This window comes from Micromonospora sp. DT44, from assembly GCF_049841635.1.
GTDB lineage: Bacteria > Actinomycetota > Actinomycetes > Mycobacteriales > Micromonosporaceae > Micromonospora.
Map to the genome: position 1 here is coordinate 62,160 of NZ_JBNCKS010000030.1, position 16,425 is coordinate 78,584.

Below are 16,425 nucleotides of genomic sequence, written 5' to 3' on the forward strand. Positions count from 1 at the left end.
CCCGCACCGGGGTCGCCGGTCGCGCGCGTCTGCGTGGACGTGCCGCTGGCGCACCTGGACCGCCCGTTCGACTACCTCGTGCCCGCCGAGCTGGACGACGTGGCGGTGCCCGGAACCCGGGTCAAGGTGCGTTTCGCGGGGCAGTTGGTCGACGGTTGGCTGCTGTCCCGGGCGGACGACTCCGGGCACACCGGCCGCCTCGCCTACCTGGAGAAGGTCGTCTCGCCCGAGCCGGTGCTGACCCCCGAGGTCGCCCGCCTGGCCCGCGCGGTCGCCGACCGGTACGCGGGCAATCTCGCCGACGTCCTCCGCCTCGCCGTGCCACCCCGACACGCCCGTGTCGAGAAGGAGCCCTCCGCAGACCTGCCAGCCCAGGCTCCCGAACCCGACGAGGCCGCCGCGACAGCCGCGCCCGCCGGTCCGGCCGTGCTCGGTGATGTCGCCGTGCCCGCCGGTCCGACCGTGTCCGGCGATGCGGCCGTGTCCGGTGATGTCGCCGTGCCCAGCGGTCCGGCCGTGTCCGGTGATGCGGCCGGGTCCGGTGATGTCGCCGTGCCCAGCGGTCCGGCCGTGTCCGGTGATGCGGCCGGGTCCGGTGCCGCCGTGTCCGGTGCCGCCGTTTCGGCGGTACCGGGCGGACCGGCGGTGCCCGGGGAGTCCGACGTGCCGGGCGGTTCCGCCGCAGCGGGGGAGCCGATCGACCCGAGGGGATGGCGGGACTATCCGGCCGGGCCGGCGCTGTTGCGGGCGCTCACCGACGGCCGGCCCGCCCGTGCGGTCTGGTCGGCCCTGCCCGGCGAGGACTGGGCCGCCCGCTACGCCGACGCCGTGGCCGCCACCGTCGCCGGTGGGCGCGGCGCGGTGGTCGTCGTGCCGGACGCGCGCGACCTCGACCGTCTCGACGCGGCGCTGACCGACGTGCTGGGCCCGGGCCGGCACGTCGCTCTCTCCGCCGCCCTCGGGCCGGCTCGGCGCTACCGGGCGTTCCTCGCCGCCCGTCGCGGGCAGGTGCCGGTGGTCATCGGCACCCGGGCGGCGATGTTCGCCCCGGTGGGCCGGCTCGGTCTCGTCGCCGTCTGGGACGACGGGGACGACCTGCACTCCGAACCCCGCGCGCCCTACCCGCACGCACGGGATGTGTTGCTCACCCGGGCGCGGCTCGGCGAGGCCGCAGCGCTGGTCGGGGGGTACGCGCGTACGGCCGAGGCACAGTTGCTGCTGGAGACCGGCTGGGCCCGCGAGGTGGTCGCCGACCGGGCGACGGTGCGGGCGCGGATACCGGCCATCGCGCCGACCGGGGACGATCCGCAGCTCGCCCGTGATCCCGGTGCGGCCACCGCCCGGCTGCCCAGCCTGGCCTGGACGGCCGCCCGCGACGCGCTCCGGGCGGGCCTGCCGGTGCTCGTGCAGGTGCCCCGCCGCGGCTATCTGCCCTCGGTCTCCTGCGCCGACTGCCGCACCCCGGCCCGCTGCGCGCACTGCGCCGGCCCGCTCGCCCTGCCGTCGGCCGGCGGCACCCCCGTCTGCCGGTGGTGCGCCCGGGTCGCCGCCGCGTACGCCTGTCCCCAGTGCGGCGGGCGGCGGCTGCGGGCGGCGGTAACCGGCGCCCGCCGTACCGCCGAGGAACTGGGCCGGGCGTTCCCCGACGTGCCGGTGCGGACCTCGGGGCGCGAGGAGGTGTTGACCCACGTGCCCGGCACGGCCGCCCTGGTCGTCGCCACGCCCGGTGCCGAACCGGTCGCGGCGGGCGGCTACGGCGCGGTGCTGCTGCTCGACTCGTGGGCCCTGCTGACCCGGGCCGACCTGCGTGCCGGCGAGGAGGCGCTGCGCCGCTGGCTGGCCGCGGCGGCACTGGCCCGCCCGGCGCCGGCCGGCCGCGTGGTGGTCGTCGCCGACGGCGCGCTCGCCCCGGTGCAGGCGTTGCTGCGCTGGGACGCCGCCTGGTTCGCCGGTCGGGAGCTGGCCGAGCGCCGCGAGCTGGGCTTCCCACCGGCCGTACGCATGGCGAGCGTCACCGGCCCGGCCGAGGCGGTGGCCGACCTGCTCGACGCGGCGCGGCTGCCCGCCGACGCCGAGGTGCTCGGGCCCGTGCCGGCCGAGGAAGGGCGCGAACGGATGCTGCTGCGGGTGCCCCGGGCGCGGGCCGCCGCGCTCGCCGAGGCTCTGCACTCGGCCGCCGGGGTGCGCGCCGCCCGCAAGGCCGCCGAGCCGGTTCGTCTCCAGGTCGATCCGTTGAGCCTGTTCTGACCGTTTGCGGGCGGTGGCAGGCGGGCGCGGCGACCGGTGCCCGCACACCGCGTCCGGCAGAACGCTGGTGACGAGGTGGTAGCATCGCCCGTCATGCTCGGGCTGTCGATGATGTCAGGAAGCCGGTTATCAGGGGTGGACCAGTCGTGACCGTTCGACAATCGATCGTCTTCAACGGCGACCTCGGCAGCGGCAAGAGCACGGTGTCGGTGGAGATCGCCAAGCGGCTCGGTATGCGCCGGGTCAGCGTGGGTGATCTCTATCGGGAGATGGCACAGCAGCGGCAGATGACCGCCCTGCAACTCAACCTGCACGCCGAGCTGGACCAGGCCGTCGACGGGTACGTCGACCAGCTCCAGCGCGACATCGCCGCCTCCGGCGAACACCTCGTCATGGATTCGCGGCTGGCCTGGCACTTCTTCACCGACGCGCTCAAGGTGCACATGATCACCGAGCCGGGTGAGGCGGCCCGCCGGGTGCTGGCCCGCCCGTCCGGCCCGGCGGAGAGCTACGCCTCGCACGAGGAGGCCAAGGCCAAGCTCCGCGAGCGCAGCGCCAGCGAACGCAGCCGGTTCATCCTCCGCTACGGGGTGGACAAGGCGCGGTTGCGCAACTACGACCTGATCTGTGACACCACCCGGGCTTCCGCCGCCGAGGTGGTCGAGCACATCGTCGCCGCGTACGAGGGCACGCTCGGCGCCGAGGTGCTGCGCGACGGCACGCCGCTGCTGCTACTGGATCCGGCGCGGGTCTACCCGACCGAGGACATCGCCACCCTGCGTGGCCTCTGGGACAGCGAGTTCGTCGGCGACGTGGCCGAGGCCGGCGACGAGTCGTTGGAGCCGCTCAAGATCGGCTTCACGGGGGAGTACTTCTTCGTCGTCGACGGTCACCGGCGTCTCAGCGCCGCCCTGCAGAACGGCTTCTCCCTGGTGCCGGCCCAGCTGGTCGCCGAGGTCGACGAGCCAGTGGTCGGCGGGATGAGCGCCGTGGACTACTTCGCCGCTCAGGTGCGGCCGGGCCTGGTCTACGACTGGGAGGCCGCCCACAAGATCCACCTGCCGTTGCCGGAGCCGGCGCTGCTCCGCGGCGACGCCGTGCTCGCCGCGGACACGGGCGTCGGCGCCTAGTCGGAGCCCCAGCGCGACGCCGGACCGGCGCGCGGGATGCGCGCCGGCCCGGGTGTCGGGTTGGACGATGGCCGTGCGGAGGCGTCAGCCCAGGACGACTCCCGAGGCGCCCACGCCGGCCATGCCGGAGAAGATGTCCTCGTAGTAGAACCGCCAGGCACACACCCGCCCGGTCGGAACGTAGCCCGTACACGCCGTCGACGTGTTGGTGTCGTCGATGGCCGTGTTGGTGCCGGTCGCCCAGACCTGGAGGGTGTTCGCCGCGTTCACGATCTCCACCGGGCCGCCGCTGTCACCCTGGCCGACCGCGTTGGTGTGGGCGGTGTTCTCCGCCTGCACCTGACCGCAGACCGTGCCGAAGTTGCGCACGTTGATGCACAGGTTGCGGGCCTTCACCTGGATCGAGCACCGGGTGCCGGAGTACGCGCCGGACGTGCACACCCAGTTGCCGACCTGGCTGGCCTGCGCGCCGATCACCTGGTTGCTGAACTCGCTGACCACCGCGCCGGCCGCGTCCGTGCTGTTGTTGAAGACCCGGCCGCCCCCGGAGCCCGCGATGAGCAGGGTGTCGCTGCTGACGTTGCGGCTGGTGACGGTGCCGATGGTCTGCCCGGTCGGGTCGGCCGCGACGACGTTGAGGTTGGCGCAGTGCGCGGCGGAGAGCACGCGCGACACCCCGCCCTGCCAGACGCCGAAGCCGGTCGAGCAGCCGCCACCGGTGGAGGTGTTGCGCCACGCAGCGCCACCCCACCAGGGCGGCGAGTCGTCCCACCGGGTGGCGGGAGCGGCGGCGACGCCGGTCTGGACGGTCACCGGCACGCCGGCGAGAGCCGTCGCTCCGAGTAGCCCGCTCTGCGTACCGACCAGCAGGCCCGCGCCGTCGGCGCGCGGCCCCACCGTGGTGATCTTGTCGCCGGCCGTGGCGCGCAGCTTGTCGGCCGCGACCATCAGCTCCCGCTGCGAGTACGCGGCGGGCAGCACCGTCGTCGCGACGGTGGCCCGGGCATTGGCCACCAGTCGGGCCGGCGGCTCGCCCTTCCAGTAGACCTGGAGATGACGGGTGGCGGGATCGGCGACGATTCCGGCGAAGCCGGAGTTCGCGCTGCGCTGCGCGGCGTTGGTGATCTGGGCGGCGGCGGTGTTCATCCGCTGCTGCAACTGGAGCAGCTCCGACCAGGAGGCGAAGCCGCCCGGCACTGCGGTGCTGTCGACGAACGATCCGGTGGTGGTGGCCTTGCCCTTCGGCGCGGCGGTGGCCGACGTGGCGGTCACGCCCGTGACGAGCAGCGTGAGGCCGCAGGCGGCCACGGCGATGCGACGCAGCATCGACGCGGACCGTCGGGTGTTCGGGTGTGGACGGATCATCTGTACCCCTTCCCCAGGGTTCGTGGCGCGGGCCGGGCCCGCACCAGGGACGGTGGCACGCGACGTCCGATCCGGACGGCGATCCTGGACGGGATTGGACACGGTCGGACACCATCGGACGGCGAAAGGTCCGATGTGAACTGTCAGACATCGGCCATCTCCTATCTCACCGCTGGTAGCCGCGTCTAGCCTGCCCGTGTCGGCATCCGGGGCGCCGGGTGACCGGGAGGGGGTGGGGGCCGCATGTCCGACCAGTGGATTCCTCCCGGCGTTCGTGCCGGGGCGCAGGAGTCGCCCGGGGCGTGCGACGTGGCACGCCGCGCCGTCGCGGCGCAGACCCTGCCGGATCTGGCCGGTCTGCTGCGCCAACTGCGCCGCCGCGAAGCACGGCAGCAGGGCGAGACCCGGCTGACATACCGGCAGTTGGCGGCGAAGACCGGCTGGTCACGCGGCATCATCGGGGAGTACTTCGCCGGCAACGTCCTGCCCCCGCCGGAGCGGTTCGACGCGCTCATCCGGTTGCTCGGCGCGAGCCCCACCGAGCAGGGCGTGCTGGCCACCGCGCGGGACCGGATCGAGGAGCGACGCCGACGCCCGACCGGTGACCACGCGACCGACGTACGGGCGGCGCGCCCCCAGGGTGGCGGCGCACGGGTCGCCGCGACGTCGAACCGCCTCCCCGTACCCCGTCAACTACCCCCGGCGCTGCCCGGATTCGTCGGACGTACCGCCCAGCTCGCGGAGCTCGACGCGGCCTGGGCCAGCCCGGACGCCGCCGATGACGGCGGCCCGGCGCCCGCCGGGGTGGTGACCCTGTCCGGTACGGCCGGGGTCGGCAAGACCACTCTGGCGGTGCACTGGGCGCATCGGGTCGCCGACCGCTTTCCGGACGGTCAGCTCTACGTCGACCTGCGGGGATTCGACTCCACCGGCACGGTGGTGACGCCGGTCGAGGCGGTCCGGGGGTTCCTCGAGGCCCTCGCGGTGCCGCCCGAACGGATCCCCACCCATCTGAGCGCGCAGGTGGGTCTGTACCGCAGCCTGCTCGCCGGCCGTCGGATGCTGGTGCTGCTGGACAACGCCCGCGACGCCGAGCAGGTCCGGCCGATGCTGGCCGGCAGCCCGACCTGCCTGGTCCTGGTCACCAGCCGCAACCGCCTGGCCGGTCTGGTCGCCGCCGAGGGCGCCCGGCCGGTGGGCGTGGAGCTGCTCAGCGCCGCCGAGGCGTGGCAGCTGCTGGCCCGCCGGCTCGGCGCGGACCGGCTGACCCTCGAGCCAGGGGCGGTGGACGAGATCATCGAGCGGTGCGCGCGGTTGCCGCTGGCGTTGGCGGTACTCGCCGCGCGGGGCGCGGCAAATCCGGGGTTCCCCCTGGCCAGCCTCGCGGCCGAGCTGCGCGAGGCGCCCCGCCCGTTGGAGTCGTTCGACGCCGGTGATGCCGGCACCGACGTGCAGGCCGTGTTCTCCTGGTCCTACCGGAGCCTGACGCCCCCGGCCGCACGGCTGTTCCGGCTGTTCGGCTGCCATCCGGGCCCGGACATCGGCGTGGCGGCGGCGGCCAGCCTGGCCGGGGTGCCCCGGGAGCAGGCGCCCCGACTGCTGGCGGAGCTGGCCCACGCGCACCTCGTCACCGAGCACGCCCCCGGGCGGTTCGGCGCGCACGACCTGCTCCGGGCGTACGCCGTCCAGCAGGCCGAACGGTTCGAGCCGGCCGCCGCCCGACGGGCCGCGATCCGGCGTGGACTGGACCACTACCTGCACACCGCTCACGCGGCCGCGCTGCTGCTGCAACCGGGCCGGGATCCGGTCACCCTGGCCCCGGTCGCCCCCGGTGTGCTGCCCGAGGAGATCGTCGACCACGGGCGGGCGCTCGCCTGGTTCACCACCGAGTACCCGGTGCTGCTGGCGGCGGTCGCGCACGCCCGGCACGTCGGGTTCGACGGCCATGCCTGGCAGCTGGCGTGGACGCTGGTGGACTTCCTGCAACGCCGGGGGCGGTGGCCGGACCTCGCCGCCGCCCAGCGGACCGCCCTGGCCGGGGCCCGCCGGGCGGGCGACCGACTCGGGCAGGCGAACGCCCACCGGGACCTCGCCCGAGTGCTGTCCCGGCTGGGTCGGGTGGACGAGGCGGCGACCAACTACCGGCACGCCCTGGCGATCTTCGGGGCGTTGGGTGACCACACCGGGCAGGCGCGCACGCACCGGGCGTTCGGGGCGATGCTCGACGGCCTCGGCCGGCATGCCGAGGCGCTGGAGCACGGGCAGCGGGCGCTGGCGCTGTACCGCGACGCCGGCCACCTCGCCGGGGAGGCGAGCGCCCGCAACGCGGTCGGCTGGGCGCACGCCCAGCTCGGGCAGTACGCCCCGGCGCTCACGCACTGCGGGCAGGCGCTGACGTTGCTGCGCCGCACCGGTGACCGGCACGGTGAGGCGAACACCTGGGACAGCCTCGGCTTCATCCACGCCCGCCTGGGCGACCACGCCGAGGCGATCCGCTGTTACGGGCGTGCGCTCCGGCTCTACCGGCGGATCAGCGACCGGTACGACGAGGCGGACACCCTGTCCCGGCGCGGCGAGAGCCGGCAGGCGGCGGGGGACACCGTCGGCGCGGTGCGGACCTGGCGGCGTGCCCTGCGCATCCTCGACGACCTCGGCCATCCCGACGCCGAGCGGGTCCGTGCCCTGCTGGCGACCGCCCGGGGCTGACGGATACCGGGCAGGGGCTGCCCACCGGCGGTGGCACCGGGATGATGGAGCCTTCCACGCATCGACGGGGAGGCCGGCCATGGAGGCTACCGAGGCGCTCACGCTGCTCATGTCGCCGCCGGGACGCGTCGATCCGTACCCGACGTACGAGCGGCTGCGTCCAGCAGACCGGCGAGGCGGGCGGACCCGCGCCGGTCGACGGCGAGCACGGACGCGGCCTCGCTCAGGTTGACGAGCAGCTTCGCGACGGCTTCATGCTGATCGATGGTCAGGCCCGGCTCGTCGGAGAATGGGTGGTCGACGGTGGTCGCCTCGGACAGTCGCTCTATCAGCGTGGCGCCAGCGGACATCAGCATTCGGGAGCCTCCTCGGCGCTCTGTGATGCGGTCACACAGCGAGTCGGACAGCGGTGCGCGAGGTGTTCAGGGCAGAAGGAGGCCCGCCCCGGGTCATCCCCCACGGGGGAGAGGACGTCCCAGGGCGGGCGGTCGTGACGGTAGGGTTAGTTACGCGGCGTGCAAGATAGTTGGGAGGTCGCGCCCACTAGACGCGACGGCCACAGGGACGCTGGCAGCAGTAGAGGCCGCTACCCGCCAGTCCGCGTAGAGGCTGCAAGCAGTCGCCGGGACTTCCTGCCCGTCAACGTCGAGCGTCGCCGGTTCGGCGTCTTCGAGGCAGTGTGTGATGCGCTCGACGGCCTGCCGGTGCGTGATCCCGGCGGCGGCCGCCAACGGTGCGACGAAGGCCATTGCGGCGTGTTGCAGGGGCCAGAGCGGAAACCGCTGGGTGACGCTTGGCGCGAAGGACCAGATCATGACCCCCTCGCCAGCGCCGAGGGCGGCACCCCGGGAGAGTCCGACGGCCGTTGTGCCGTTGTCACCTTCCACGATCGCGAAATCCAACGGCGACAGGGAGGGATGCTCGCTCAGATCCCATACGGGGAACTCCACCCGGGGTAGCCGCTTCGTCATGCTCTACTCCTGACTAGTTGCTACAGCACCGTGGCGACGGCCTGGTCAGTATCGCTGCCGCCGGGTCCGTTGCCGGTGACGACGTACCGCCACACCCCGGGAAGGCCGGGGCAGAAGGACCATGTCGGCAGGGTGCAGTAAGTGCTGTTCGAGCAGGAGTTGTGGTATTCCCGGTCCTTGCTCCCGTTGGGCTGGTAGAGGTAACCGTGGATGTTGATGCTGCCCTTGCTCCAACCGTTCGTGACGCCAGAGCCGGAGAGCGTGAGGGTTGTGCCGTAGTACAGCATTCCCGCCACGGTGGAGCCAGGCTCCACGAGGGGGGCGGCGACGGCCGACTGCGGGCAGGCGGCACTGGCCGCGACGAGCAGGGCGAGCGTGGCGAACGCGGTGGCGATCCGTCGCTTAAGCGGAACGGGGGTCATTGCGTCTCCTCATGACACGAGCGGGGGTTGGTCGTGGCTGTTCGGTGGTTCAGCACTGGTGCGTTGATGAATCCGGGAGACTCGGTCGGCGGCACCAGGGCGGCCCTCTCTCCCGCCGTGGTGGGAGGCGTTTCAACGCGGAGCCTCGATGACCGGTTTGCGGAACGGGCCCCAGCCCACGAACCGGTCGTACAGGGCGCGCGGGCTCGGGCCGTCGTGCGGGTTGAGGTGGTACAGGTCGCGCATCGCCTCGTAGAGCAGCCCGGCCAGGTAGATCGACAGGCTCGGCATCTTGTTTTCGTACTCTGCCTTGAGCATGAGCCGCGCCGTCGCACACGGCCACGGCTGCCCGTCAGCGCGGCACGCCCAGTGCGGCCGCAACGGCGTGTGCGGCGGGGCCTGGCCGTGCCGACGCGGGCGGTCCGCGACCGGCCCCCGGTCAGGGACGGAAACCTGAGTGGAGATCATCCCCGACCCCCGTTGGCCCGGAACTCCTGCGCCCGAGTCAGATGACCCACCCGGCCGACCTCGTCCACCCGAAACGCCTCGGTGTGCGCTGTGGCCCAGGCCGGAAGTCGCGGGGCAGGCCGCAGCACAGGCACTTTCGGGGCAGGTTCGCTGCGCCAGAACTTGAAGCGCACGATGACTCCTCTCGTGTTGTCGTCGGAGGGGGCCACCCCGACACCACCCGCCCGAGGCGGCCCCAGCCAGTTCCGCCCCCGGCCCGATCTCCGTAAGCGGTCCTGTTAGTGACACTCTGCGTGAAGCGGCCTAGGCTCGGAACACTCCCCGCTGTCGTCTAGGGACTGTCAGCAAGGGACAAGGGCATGCGGGAGTTGATCTAGCCAAGAGGAGAGAGGGCGAGGATTCCGTGAGCATGTCGCCATACGAATTCCTGCTGCGTGAATTACGCCTCGCCCGAACCGCCGCGAACCTTACTCAGGACGCCGTAGGCGAGCGCATCCACTTCTCAGCGCAAAAAGTCAGCGCCATCGAGACGGGCCGTGCGCCGCTGACGCCCGATCTGGTCAAGCTCATAGACGACGCCGTAGAAGCCGGCGGGCGGCTTGTACGGATGTGGGACGACCTCGTGAAGGACGGGGCAGCGCCGACGTGGCTGCGCGAATGGCTCGAAGTCGAGCGCGAGGCGCTAACACTGCGGTGGTATGAGCCGGCATACGTGCCAGGTCTACTCCAGACGGAGGCGTACGCGCGGGCGACGTTGGCCGGGTCGCTGGCCCCTGCTGCCGTCGATCAGCGGGTCACCTCGCGCCTTCAGCGGCAAGACATACTCGCCAGGGAAGAACCGCCACAGCTCTTCGTTGTGCTCGATGAAATGGTCATCCGCCGAGCATGCGGTGGACGCGCGATCATGGCCGAGCAGCTAGCACACCTAACCGAATGCGCCGAGCGGCCGAGAATCCACTTGCACATCGTGCCCGCATCGCTTGGTATGTACCCGGGGCTAGCGGGCGCGTTCATCCTCGCGGAGCTGCCGGGGGCGGTTCGCTTCGGCCACGCCGACAATCAGCTCGACGCGCAGATCGTGGGACGTGCCGAGGACATTGCTAGCCTTGGAGTGACGTGGGAGACCGTTCGAGGTCTGGCGCTCCCGCGCTGGCAATCCCTAGACCTTCTCAAGGAAGTAGCGGAGACATGGACGTGAAGGCCGCGCTGTGGCGCAAGTCGTCTTACTCGTCGTCGAACGGTGGATCTTGCGTAGAGGTCGCAGATAACCTGCCCGGCACTGTCCTGGTTCGCGACACCAAGGACCGTGACGGCGGAACGCTGGCCTTCGGACCGGCAGCATGGCAGGGATTCGTCAACCTCGCGAAGGCCATCGGCCCGGTGGGCTGAGTAGGCAACGCACGAGAGCCCTCGGCAGACGTCGGGGGCTCTCGCACGTCCAGGCTAGGGACGCTGGAACGGACCATGACCAATCTGCTCGGCAACGGCCTCGTCGTGCTGCTGCGCCACCCCGAGTCCGCCGACGCGCTGCGCGCCGACCCCAGGCTCGTCCCGGCGTACGTCGAGGAACTGCTGCGCTACGACTCCCCGGTGCAGCTCACCACCCGGACCAGCACGGCACCGGTGCGCTGCGGCGGGCTCGACCTGCCGGCTGGCAGCACGGCGCTGCTGCTGCTCGGCGCGGCCAACCGCGACCCCCGCCGCTTCGCCGACCCGGAGCGTTTCGATCCCGCCCGTGAGCAGGCGCACCCACTGTCCTTCGGTGTCGGCCCGCACTACTTTCTCGGCGCCGGCCTGGTCCGGCTGGAGGCGCAGCTGGCGTTCCCGCTGCTGCTGCGCCGGCTGCCCGAGCTGGCCCTGGCCGGGTCGCCCCGGCACCGGACCCGGCTGACCCTGCGCGGCTACGAGAGCCTGCTGGTGACACGGGACACACCGGCGGTGGCCGATTGAGGTACGCCGGCCGGAGCGCTGCCGGGCACTCCGTAGACTGGTACGGCACCGCCCGCCCGTCCGACGAAGGAGCCGTCCCGCGTGACCGTCCAGCCCATCCGTCTTTTTGGGGATCCGGTGCTGCGCACGCCGGCCGATCCGGTGGTCACCTTCGACGCCGAGCTACGTCGGCTCGTCGCCGACCTCACCGACACGATGCGGGAGCAGAACGGCGCCGGTCTGGCCGCCCCGCAGCTCGGTGTGAGCCTGCGGGTGTTCACCTTCGACGTCGACGACGTGCTCGGGCACCTGATCAACCCGGTGCTGGAGTTCCCCGACGAGGAGGAGCAGGACGGCCCGGAGGGCTGCCTGTCGATCCCCGGGCTCTACTTCGACACCAAGCGTCGGCAGAACGTCGTCGCCAAGGGCTTCAGCTCGTTCGGCGACCCGATGCAGATCGTCGGCAGCGGCCTGATGGCGCGCTGCGTACAGCACGAGACCGACCACCTCGACGGGGTGCTCTTCCTGGACCGACTGGACGCGCAGGGGCGCAAGGAGGCCATGAAGGCGATCCGCGAGGCCGAGTGGTACGACGGTTCGGCCCCGCCCACGGTCAAGCTGAGCCCGCACATCAGCGACCCCTTCGGTCTGGGTCGGTGACCCGGATGCGCGTGATCTTCGCCGGCACTCCGGCGGTGGCCGTACCGGCCCTGGCCGCCGTCGCGGCCTCCCAGCACGAACTGGTCGCCGTCGTCACCCGACCCGACGCGCCCGCCGGACGGGGGAGGGGCCTGTCCCGCTCCCCGGTCGGCGTGTGGGCCGACGAGCACGGCGTGGAGGTGCTCACGCCGGCCCGTCCCCGCGACCCGGAGTTCCTCGACCGACTGCGCGCGCTCTCCCCGGACTGCGTGCCGGTGGTGGCCTACGGCGCGCTGGTGCCGCCGTCCGCGCTGGAGATCCCCCGCCACGGCTGGATCAACCTGCACTTCTCGCTGCTGCCGGCCTGGCGGGGTGCCGCACCCGTGCAGCACGCGGTGCTGCACGGCGACGAGCTGACCGGGGCCAGCGTCTTCGAGCTGGAGCAGGGCCTGGACACCGGGCCCGTCTACGGCACCCTGACCGACGAGATCCGTCCTGGCGACACCTCCGGCGACCTGCTGGAACGCCTCGCCGACAGTGGCGCGGGGCTGCTCGTGGCCGTGCTCGACGCGATCGCCGACGGCACCGCCCGCGCCGAGCCGCAGCCGGCCGACGGGGTGTCCCTCGCGCCGAAGCTGACCGTGGAGGACGCCCGGGTCCGCTGGGGCGACCCGGCCTTCGCGGTGGACCGGCGCATCCGCGCCTGCACCCCGGCGCCCGGCGCGTGGACGACCTTCCGCGACGAGCGGGTGAAGCTCGGTCCGGTCGTCCCGGTGCCCGACGGCCCCGAGCTGAAGCCGGGGGAGTTGCTGGTGGAGAAGACGCGGGTGCTGGCCGGTACGGCGACCGGGCCGGTGCGCCTCGGCGAGGTCCGTGCCGCGGGCAAGCGGGCCATGGCGGCCACCGACTGGGCGCGCGGCGTCCGGGTCGGCACTGGAGAGGAATTCGCGTGACGGCACCGGAGGGAACCCGCCCGACGCGCTCCGGCTCGTGGGCCGATCGGGGCGGGGATCGTCGACCGGCCCGGCCACCGATGGACCGACCGCGCCGCGCCGCGTACGAGGCGGTGGCGGCGGTGCACCGCGACGACGCGTTCGCCAACCTGGTGCTGCCCATCATCCTGCGCGAGGAGGGGCTGTTCGGCCGGGACGCCGCCTTCGCCACCGAACTGACCTACGGCACCCTGCGCCATCTCGGCACCCTGGACGCGATCCTCAGCGACGCGGCCGGCCGGGACGTGGCCCGGATCGACCCGCCGGCACGCGACGCGCTGCGGATCGGGGCGTACCAGCTCCTGCACACGCGGGTGCCCCCGCACGCGGCCGTGTCGTCGACCGTGGACCTGGTCCGCTCGGTCGCGCCGGGCGCGGCCGGGTTCGCCAACGCGGTGCTGCGCGAGGTGTCGACCCGTGACATCGACGGGTGGGTGGCCAAGCTCGCGCCGCCGATCGAGACCGACCCGGTCGGGCACCTGTCGCTGGCCTACAGCCACCCGCAGTGGATCGTGCGGGCCTTCTCCGAGACGCTCGGCGGTGACCTGGGCGAGACGGCCCGACTCCTGATCGAGGACAACGAGCGTCCTCCGGTGCACCTGTGCGCCCGACCCGGGTTGATCGATCCGGTCGAGCTGGCCGATGCGGTCGGCGGGGCGCCCGGCGCCTTCTCCCCGTACGCCGTATATCTGCCGGGCGGCGCCCCGGGCGACGTGGCGGCGGTGGTCGACGGCCGCGCCCACGTCCAGGACGAGGGCTCCCAACTGGTGGCCGTCGGGCTCGCCGACGCGCCGCTGGACGGCCCGGACGGGCGCTGGTTGGACCTGTGCGCCGGTCCCGGCGGAAAGGCCGGGTTGCTCGGCGCGCTGGCCGCGCAGCGGGGCGCCCGCCTGACCGCCGTGGAGGTGGCCGAGCACCGGGCCCGGCTGGTGTCCCAGGCGACCCGGGGCCTGCCGGTGACCGTGCTCGCGATGGACGGTCGTGACGTCGGCGCGGACCCGAAGCTGCCGGAGGGCCACTTCGACCGGGTGCTGGTGGACGCGCCGTGCACCGGGCTGGGCTCGCTGCGCCGGCGTCCCGAGTCGCGCTGGCGGCGGCAGCCGTCGGACCTGCCGCCGCTGACCCGGCTGCAACGCGAGCTGCTGGGCGCCGCGCTGCGGGCGGTCCGGCCGGGCGGGTTGGTCGCCTACGTGACCTGCTCGCCGCACACGGTGGAGACCCACGTGACGGTCACCGAGGCGGCCCGCCGCAGCGGCGTGGCGGTGGACTTCGTCGACGCCCGACCGTTGCTGCCGGCCGGTATGCCCGGCCTGGGTGACGGCCCCACCGTGCAGCTGTGGCCGCACCGGCACGGCACCGACGCGATGTTCCTCGCCGTCCTGCGCAAGGGCTGACGCGACGACGCCCCCGGCCCGAGACGGGGCCGGGGGCGGTACGACGGACAGGTCAGGTGACCGGGAGGCCCTTGTCGCCGGCGTTGCGCATCGAGCGGGTCAGGTTCCGGTCGCTGATCCACAGGAAGCACTGCACCCCGCGGTTGCCGTTCTTCCACTCCTGCTCGTACGGCTGGTAGTAGATCGTCCCGGCGCGGAAGTCGAGCTTGGAGTCGTCCGGCACCTTGGCGTACTTGGCGGTGACCGACTGGCACGCCCGGTGGGTGCGCTTGGTGGTGCGGTTGAACTCCGCGTAGCTGATGTCCGGGGCCCGCCAGATCCCGACGAACTCGGCGTGGTGCTTCGCCGTGCAGGACACCGGCGTCATCGCCTCGATGTCGTCCTTGACCAGCTTCGGGTTGAAGCAGCGGTAGGCCAGCGGGGCCGCGCCGGTCAGCGCGCCCCGCAGACTGCCGGTGCGCAGGTCGACGGCGGTGTCGTCGATGCTGGCGATCTCGGTGATGTCGCAGCGGTACCAGCGGGCGCCGCCGGCCCAGGCGGGCGCGGACGGCAGCACGACGGTCAGTCCCAGGCGTCCGGAGCGCCAGTCGCCGCCGACCGCCTTGGTGACCTCCTTCTCGCAGCCGGCCTGTGCGGCCCGCATGCCCTCGGAGCCGGGGGGTGGGGTGGTGCCGCGCTCCGCGCCGGGACCGGTGAGCGTGCCGACGTGGATGGTCTCCACCCGGTGCGCCTCGCTGCACTCCATCGGGTTGTAGCCGCTGAGGAAGCCGACCTGCTGGGAGGAGTGGTGGCAGACACCGGCCGCGGGAACGAACTGCTGCGCCGCCACGGGCGCCGGCCAGTCGTCGGTGAGGTTCCGGTCAACTCCGGTGGGCGTGCCACAGCCGGTGAGGGCCAGGGCCACCGCCGCGCCCCCGGCAATCGCCGTCAACCACCGTCGCATCTTCGACCTCCCGCCGCCGGTGACCTCCGGACGACCTCCAGCCGGCCGGTAACGCCACGGCGCAGCAGCATACGGCACCGTAGCTCAGATCGCGGGTAGTCCCTCGGGGCCGGCGCCGCGCATCGAACGGGTGAGTTTCCGGTCGTCGCTCCACAGGAAACAGCGCACCCCACGGTCGCCCTCCTCCCACTCCCGTTGCGACGGTGGGTAGTAGATGGACCCGGCCCGGTACGGCAGCTCGCTGTTGTTGGGCACGGCCACGTACGCGGCGATCAGCGCCATGCAGCGCCGGTGCGCCTGCTCGCCGGAGCGGGTGAAGGCCGCCCAGCTCAGGTCCTTCTCCTCGTAGACGCCGACGAACTCGGCGCGGTGCGGCTCGGTGCAGAGCACCGGGGCCATGTAGTTGAGGTTGTCACCGATCAGTTTGGGGTCGAAACAGCGGTGGGTCAGCGGGCTGTCGCCGATCAGCGCGCCACGCAGGCTGCCGACGCGGTTCACCGGGCGGGTGTTGTCGATGCTGTCGGTCTCGCTGAGGTCGCAGCGGAACCAGCGTGCGCCGCCGGTCCACGCCGGTGCCGTGGGCAGCGAGAGCGTCAGGGTGAGCCGGGCCGTGTGCCAGTCGCCGCCGAGCACGTCCCGGGCCCGCTGGTCGCACTCGGCGCGGGCCGCGCGCAGCGCGGTCGAACCCGGGCCCGGCCGGGCGCCGGCCCGCGCGGCCGGGCCGGTGAACGTGCCGACGTGGATCGCCTCGGCGAGGTGGCTGCGGGCGCAGTCGACGGTCTCGTACGTGCTGGCCTGCACGACCGCGGTGATCCGGGGCAGGCAGGTGTCGGTGGCCGGGGTGAACGGTCGGGGAACCCGCAGGTCCGGCCAGTCGTCGGTGAGATCACCGTCCGCGCCGCGTGCCGGCGCGCAGCCGGACAGCAGCATCGTCGTGACGCCGACCAGCGCCAGCGCTGCAAGCCACCGTCGCATCGTCCGCCCTCCCGGGAGCTGGCGACCGGTCGCCGCGCCCCGTGGCGCGACCCCGGCGGGCGTGCAGCCTACGGCACCGTCCCGCTTGGAGTGTCGTCGCGTTTGGGTCGATCGGCCAGCCACTGATGTCTGTTCGTCGGGATTCGAGGATCCGGACCGGCTTATTCTGCACTACTGGTCACTGCTGGATCACAGCGTGTCGGAGTTGGTGCCGTGCTGCGGGCGGCGGGTGGCCGCGTTCGTA

15 protein-coding genes and 1 pseudogene are annotated in these 16,425 nt (G+C 73.1%); 9 read left to right on the forward strand and 7 right to left on the reverse strand.

Annotated features, from left to right (window positions below):
* The first annotated feature begins 33 nt into the window (after positions 1-33).
* Complete coding sequence (locus tag ACLQ25_RS18535) at positions 34-2,247, forward strand: primosomal protein N' (protein WP_425732088.1); 2,214 nt, start codon at positions 34-36, stop codon at positions 2,245-2,247.
* Between the two features lie 146 nt (positions 2,248-2,393).
* Positions 2,394-3,377 carry an AAA family ATPase gene (locus tag ACLQ25_RS18540; protein WP_425732089.1) on the forward strand — a complete coding sequence of 328 codons (984 nt, stop codon included), beginning with the start codon at positions 2,394-2,396 and terminating at the stop codon, positions 3,375-3,377.
* Between the two features lie 84 nt (positions 3,378-3,461).
* On the opposite strand, the gene ACLQ25_RS18545 is transcribed toward ACLQ25_RS18540, so the two are convergent.
* Positions 3,462-4,742 (reverse strand): hypothetical protein, encoded by a 1,281-nt coding sequence (locus ACLQ25_RS18545; protein WP_425732090.1) that lies wholly within the window; start codon positions 4,740-4,742, stop codon positions 3,462-3,464.
* Positions 4,743-4,985: 243 nt separating this feature from the next.
* Here ACLQ25_RS18545 and ACLQ25_RS18550 point away from each other — a divergent pair, with 243 nt between their 5' ends.
* Complete coding sequence (locus tag ACLQ25_RS18550; protein WP_425732091.1) at positions 4,986-7,448, forward strand: ATP-binding protein; 2,463 nt, start codon at positions 4,986-4,988, stop codon at positions 7,446-7,448.
* 107 nt (positions 7,449-7,555) lie between these two features.
* On the opposite strand, the gene ACLQ25_RS18555 is transcribed toward ACLQ25_RS18550, so the two are convergent.
* The 4 genes from ACLQ25_RS18555 to ACLQ25_RS18570 form a co-directional block, all read right to left on the reverse strand.
* Positions 7,556-7,804, reverse strand: a complete 249-nt coding sequence (locus ACLQ25_RS18555) for a hypothetical protein (RefSeq protein ID WP_425732118.1) — start codon at positions 7,802-7,804, stop codon at positions 7,556-7,558.
* Positions 7,805-7,954: 150 nt separating this feature from the next.
* On the reverse strand, positions 7,955-8,419 hold the full coding sequence (locus ACLQ25_RS18560; protein ID WP_425732092.1) for a hypothetical protein: 465 nt from the start codon (positions 8,417-8,419) through the stop codon (positions 7,955-7,957).
* A 20-nt stretch (positions 8,420-8,439) separates the two neighbouring features.
* On the reverse strand, positions 8,440-8,841 hold the full coding sequence (locus ACLQ25_RS18565) for a hypothetical protein (RefSeq protein WP_425732093.1): 402 nt from the start codon (positions 8,839-8,841) through the stop codon (positions 8,440-8,442).
* Between the two features lie 132 nt (positions 8,842-8,973).
* Positions 8,974-9,309 (reverse strand): hypothetical protein, encoded by a 336-nt coding sequence (locus ACLQ25_RS18570; RefSeq protein ID WP_425732094.1) that lies wholly within the window; start codon positions 9,307-9,309, stop codon positions 8,974-8,976.
* Between the two features lie 409 nt (positions 9,310-9,718).
* Here ACLQ25_RS18570 and ACLQ25_RS18575 point away from each other — a divergent pair, with 409 nt between their 5' ends.
* The 6 genes and pseudogenes from ACLQ25_RS18575 to ACLQ25_RS18600 all read left to right on the forward strand — a co-directional run bounded on the left by ACLQ25_RS18575 (position 9,719) and on the right by ACLQ25_RS18600 (position 14,263).
* Entirely contained in the window at positions 9,719-10,507 is a 789-nt protein-coding gene (locus tag ACLQ25_RS18575; protein WP_425732095.1) for a helix-turn-helix domain-containing protein, read from the forward strand.
* A complete protein-coding gene (locus ACLQ25_RS18580) occupies positions 10,498-10,698 on the forward strand; it encodes a DUF397 domain-containing protein (RefSeq protein ID WP_425732096.1) in 201 nt (66 codons plus the stop codon). The genes ACLQ25_RS18575 and ACLQ25_RS18580 overlap by 10 nt, the downstream gene beginning before the upstream one ends.
* Before the next feature lie 72 nt (positions 10,699-10,770).
* A pseudogene (locus ACLQ25_RS18585) lies at positions 10,771-11,259 on the forward strand (cytochrome P450); the annotation flags it as partial.
* An 81-nt stretch (positions 11,260-11,340) separates the two neighbouring features.
* Positions 11,341-11,898: a peptide deformylase gene (gene def / locus ACLQ25_RS18590; RefSeq protein ID WP_425732097.1), complete on the forward strand. Its 558-nt coding sequence runs from the start codon at positions 11,341-11,343 to the stop codon at positions 11,896-11,898.
* A 5-nt stretch (positions 11,899-11,903) separates the two neighbouring features.
* Positions 11,904-12,830, forward strand: coding sequence for a methionyl-tRNA formyltransferase (fmt, locus tag ACLQ25_RS18595; RefSeq protein ID WP_425732098.1), 927 nt, complete (start codon positions 11,904-11,906; stop codon positions 12,828-12,830).
* The gene (locus ACLQ25_RS18600; RefSeq protein ID WP_425732099.1) at positions 12,827-14,263 is read left to right on the forward strand and encodes an RsmB/NOP family class I SAM-dependent RNA methyltransferase; all 1,437 of its coding nucleotides are present in this window, start codon (positions 12,827-12,829) and stop codon (positions 14,261-14,263) included. The genes fmt and ACLQ25_RS18600 overlap by 4 nt, the downstream gene beginning before the upstream one ends.
* Positions 14,264-14,315: 52 nt before the next feature.
* On the opposite strand, the gene ACLQ25_RS18605 is transcribed toward ACLQ25_RS18600, so the two are convergent.
* Together ACLQ25_RS18605 and ACLQ25_RS18610 are read right to left on the reverse strand one after the other, a co-directional pair.
* Complete coding sequence (locus ACLQ25_RS18605) at positions 14,316-15,206, reverse strand: septum formation family protein (RefSeq protein WP_425732100.1); 891 nt, start codon at positions 15,204-15,206, stop codon at positions 14,316-14,318.
* An 84-nt stretch (positions 15,207-15,290) separates the two neighbouring features.
* Entirely contained in the window at positions 15,291-16,181 is an 891-nt protein-coding gene (locus ACLQ25_RS18610; RefSeq protein ID WP_425732101.1) for a septum formation family protein, read from the reverse strand.
* Positions 16,182-16,425: the final 244 nt, after the last annotated feature.

Coding starts and splice junctions, on each gene's coding strand:
- ACLQ25_RS18545 (WP_425732090.1), bottom strand. CDS start 4,742: ATGATCCGTCCACACCCGAACACCCGACGGTCCGCGTCGATGCTGCGT.
- ACLQ25_RS18550 (WP_425732091.1), top strand. CDS start 4,986: ATGTCCGACCAGTGGATTCCTCCCGGCGTTCGTGCCGGGGCGCAGGAG.
- ACLQ25_RS18555 (WP_425732118.1), bottom strand. CDS start 7,804: ATGCTGATGTCCGCTGGCGCCACGCTGATAGAGCGACTGTCCGAGGCG.
- ACLQ25_RS18560 (WP_425732092.1), bottom strand. CDS start 8,419: ATGACGAAGCGGCTACCCCGGGTGGAGTTCCCCGTATGGGATCTGAGC.
- ACLQ25_RS18565 (WP_425732093.1), bottom strand. CDS start 8,841: ATGACCCCCGTTCCGCTTAAGCGACGGATCGCCACCGCGTTCGCCACG.
- ACLQ25_RS18570 (WP_425732094.1), bottom strand. CDS start 9,309: ATGATCTCCACTCAGGTTTCCGTCCCTGACCGGGGGCCGGTCGCGGAC.
- ACLQ25_RS18575 (WP_425732095.1), top strand. CDS start 9,719: ATGTCGCCATACGAATTCCTGCTGCGTGAATTACGCCTCGCCCGAACC.
- ACLQ25_RS18580 (WP_425732096.1), top strand. CDS start 10,498: ATGGACGTGAAGGCCGCGCTGTGGCGCAAGTCGTCTTACTCGTCGTCG.
- fmt (WP_425732098.1), top strand. CDS start 11,904: ATGCGCGTGATCTTCGCCGGCACTCCGGCGGTGGCCGTACCGGCCCTG.
- ACLQ25_RS18605 (WP_425732100.1), bottom strand. CDS start 15,206: ATGCGACGGTGGTTGACGGCGATTGCCGGGGGCGCGGCGGTGGCCCTG.
- ACLQ25_RS18610 (WP_425732101.1), bottom strand. CDS start 16,181: ATGCGACGGTGGCTTGCAGCGCTGGCGCTGGTCGGCGTCACGACGATG.